The sequence below is a fragment of the Thioalkalivibrio sp. genome, from assembly GCF_007692535.1.
Lineage (GTDB): Bacteria > Pseudomonadota > Gammaproteobacteria > Ectothiorhodospirales > Ectothiorhodospiraceae > Thioalkalivibrio.
Genome location: NZ_REBW01000021.1, coordinates 1 through 2,509, shown reverse-complemented (window position 1 = coordinate 2,509; position 2,509 = coordinate 1). Strand labels below are relative to the sequence as shown.

The window sequence follows — 2,509 nt, the reverse complement described above, 5'->3', positions numbered from 1 at the left end:
CTCCTGCGGTCCGTCGTACGGGACTTGCGCGCTGCAAAGTGTAGTGACGGACCCACGAGCGGTACTTGGTCGGAGCCGTTACGGAAGCGCTGAGCAATGTCCTTTGGCAGGTTCAGGAAACGGCAAAGGGATGATCCCGTTCGTGGTGAGCGTGTCGCACCACGAACGGGATCGACGTATTCAGCGCTTCCTTGGAACCACGCAAAAACCGTTTCTGCGGCCAGACACTCCGTCAATACACCAGCAGCGTGTTGCCGACACCGCTGTCTTCGCAAGTCAATGCCATTCCGCTCGGGCGCTCGATGGTGTTGTCGTTACCGATGAACCGGCAGGCGCGCACGATGTGCCTCGTCGTTTCGAAGTGGATCAGGTTGTTATCGCCCTCGATACGGATTTCACAGGCAACTCCGCGACCCCTGATCTGGACCAGGGTCCCCGATCCCGTCACCTTGATCGCGTAGTACGCTCCGTCCGGGTCGATAGACACGGATGACGCGGAATCCGGCACCGTGTAGGTCTCGGGGCTTGCACAACGACGATCTTGCCAATCTTCGCAGTCGCCAAAGCAGCTGCTCGCGCTCCACTGGCAGCCAGCCGGCACGACCGCCAGAGCGACATACAGGAGAGTCTCAGCTACTCGACCCATCAGTCACTGTCCATTGACGTTGATACCTGCGCCCAAGGCTCTCCGACCCCGGCGGCCCCGGCGGTTCGACTGCCAACACACGCGCTCCATTTGCAGCCGCTAAGCGACGCGGCCAACATGACCCACAGCACAGCCACCCCAACACCCCGAAACACCATCTGTCGCACCGCTCAGGGATCTGCCCCGGGAGGCTAACAGATTCCCAGCCGCACCAGAGATCGTGATCGCCAACCAGCTTCGAGCCACCGGCAGGGGCCATGAAGGTGAGGCGACCGACGGCCTGACTTCAGCCCCTGGCATCGAATAGTGAGGTCCACTCCCGCACCTGCGCCGCGGCTTCCGCGGTGCCCTCTTCTGGAAATCCTGGCAGGAAGTCCTTGTCAGCCATCGGCTGGTAGGGTCCCTGTTTGACTTCGAAGATCACGGCATCGGGACTCAACGCGACCAGAGTGTGTGGCTCACCGTCGCCCAACTGCACCCCCCGTAGAGGGCCGTCGGCATCTAGCCGCTCGCGCCCGATGACCCGACCCTGCTCATCGAGCAGCAGCAGGCCCACGGCGCCCTGCAACACCACGAAGCACTCGAATCCCTCACCCGGTTCGTCCCGCAGGTGCCTGTGTGGCCGCACGTAGGTACCGGGCTGCAGCACGTTCAGGAAGCGCTGCACGGGCTCGGACTCCGCGTGCAGGTTGTAGTTGCGCCGCAGTCGCGGTGAGCGGTGAGCCTCGGCGGACACCTGATCCAGAAGAACCTGGTCGATCCGCGTCACGGGCGACGATGCCTTCGTCATGTGCTGCGCCTCATCGCGCCGCAGGACTTGAGACTGGCGACCATGTGGACCATCTGACCGCCTCGTGCGTCAGGCTGCCGCCAGCTGGGCACTGACATGCCCTTGAGGACCGAGGTGACTCACCATGGAGGCGAAGGCGCCGTGGATATCGCCCGAGACGGACCGATCCACCTCGGGTAACGCCTGCAGGGCCTCCGCCCAGCGACGGACCTTCGGGAGATCTTGCGGGAGGCAGCTCAACACGGGCTCCAGGATCAGCAAACGCGTGAGCAAGGGCGCGAAGACCACATCGACCAGACAGAGCCCGCCACCGGCGAAATAGGGCCCGGCGTCATCCAAGACGCGATCGACATACGCCAGATCCTGGTGCAGGTTACTACGCGCCGAAACGAAGGCCTCCTCGTCCGCCGCCCGCACCATGTTCCCAAAGCCCATCTGACACGCCGAGGCAAAGTCGGCCCAGAACCGGACCTGGGCGCGCGCGAGCGGATCACCCGGTATCAGGCGCCTCCCCCCGATCTCATCGACAAACTCGCCGATGACGGCGGATTCGAGGATCGGCGTGTCGTCCACCATCAGAAGCGGGACTTTTCCGCGGGGCGATGCCGTCGCGAACCACTCCGGCGGTGCCTCGGGATCGACCGTCACCAGCTCGTACGGAAGGCCATAGTGCTCCAAGGCGATCCGCACACGCTGACAGTACGGACAGAAATCAAACACTGCGAGCTTGAGCTTCATGGCATTCCCCCCGCCTTTTCGTATGGCCAGTCGCGAATCCCGCCCTCGATCGTCACGGCGTTGATCCGCCTCGGGCTCAGCAACATCGTCGCGACCTGGGCGCGACGCCTCCCTTGCACACACCCGCGACTTTCATCTTTCGGGGCGGCGTGGTCGCCTTGTCCGTTAGCCCATCCAGCAGCCGGGGACTCCAGAGCATATCCATTCCCGCTCGTTTGGGGCTGCACGCATCAGAAACCACAAGCGATTTGGAGATTACAACCCTAAGGGATTAATTTCATTGGGACAGGAGAGACCTCCTGAGACCCCTGAAACGAGTGATGGAGGCTGGGGTC

General features: G+C 63.1%; 3 protein-coding genes. All 3 read right to left on the bottom strand.

The window, feature by feature from the left end:
• Positions 1–232: 232 nt before the first annotated feature.
• Complete coding sequence (locus EA346_RS00315; RefSeq protein ID WP_296754188.1) at positions 233–487, bottom strand: hypothetical protein; 255 nt, start codon at positions 485–487, stop codon at positions 233–235.
• 445 nt (positions 488–932) lie between these two features.
• Positions 933–1,436 carry a WbuC family cupin fold metalloprotein gene (locus EA346_RS00310; protein WP_296754185.1) on the bottom strand — a complete coding sequence of 168 codons (504 nt, stop codon included), beginning with the start codon at positions 1,434–1,436 and terminating at the stop codon, positions 933–935.
• Between the two features lie 69 nt (positions 1,437–1,505).
• Positions 1,506–2,174: a glutathione S-transferase family protein gene (locus EA346_RS00305; RefSeq protein ID WP_296754182.1), complete on the bottom strand. Its 669-nt coding sequence runs from the start codon at positions 2,172–2,174 to the stop codon at positions 1,506–1,508.
• Between the last annotated feature and the right edge of the window lie 335 nt (positions 2,175–2,509).

Excerpts from the sequence above, each read along its gene's own strand:
- EA346_RS00310 (WP_296754185.1), bottom strand. The coding sequence starts at position 1,436 with ATGACGAAGGCATCGTCGCCCGTGACGCGGATCGACCAGGTTCTTCTG.
- EA346_RS00305 (WP_296754182.1), bottom strand. The coding sequence starts at position 2,174 with ATGAAGCTCAAGCTCGCAGTGTTTGATTTCTGTCCGTACTGTCAGCGT.